The 592-nt window shown below is 56.6% G+C and carries 1 protein-coding gene; it reads right to left on the reverse strand.

Features of this window, described 5'->3' with window-relative positions; translation table 11 throughout:
- Positions 1-79: 79 nt before the first annotated feature.
- The coding region (gene trfA, locus E4P82_RS20765; protein ID WP_246327774.1) for a plasmid replication initiator TrfA at positions 80-592 on the reverse strand (513 nt) is incomplete at its 5' end.

Genomic DNA, 592 nt, shown 5'->3' on the forward strand with positions numbered 1-592 from the left:
GCGTGCATCGAATCCCCCCCTAGCGTGCATCGAATCCCCCCCTAGCGTGCATCGAATCCCCTAGCGTGCATCGACCCCCCTAGCAAGACGGTTTTCGGGTTCTGATGGACTTGCGGCTAAGGTGGCGCTGCTGCGGGTCGCTTGGCATTCGTTCGATGGTTACAAGATCGGTCTTGGGATCTATCGCCCAATCTGTAATCACATTTTCAGCCTGAAGGCCAGCAAGAGCCAACCCAAGCTGCCGTCTAAAACTTGATTTTTGCTTGTTCCGGCTACCGCTTAACTGCCGGATGGTCTCAACCTTGGCCGGGTAGTTCTCAGCGTGACTGGAAAACCAACCGTGAAGCCATAGCGCCAGAGGCTTGCGGCGCAGCTTGCGGCGCAGCTCCCAGTCAATCGCTGTCCATCCCGCGTGATACAGGGCCATGATTTTTGGGTTTTGTTGTAGTTGGTAAATGTCAGTCTCCTCATCGCGCCAGAACTCCAACATGCTGCCGCCGTAGGTGTGCAGGCCTTGCTTGATTTCGACACAAGTCGCGGCGATGCGGCGGAAGGAATCCATCAGGCAATCCCGCTCCGACTTGCCGTCTTG

Source organism: Candidatus Competibacter phosphatis (assembly GCF_012939995.1).
GTDB lineage: Bacteria > Pseudomonadota > Gammaproteobacteria > Competibacterales > Competibacteraceae > Competibacter > Competibacter phosphatis.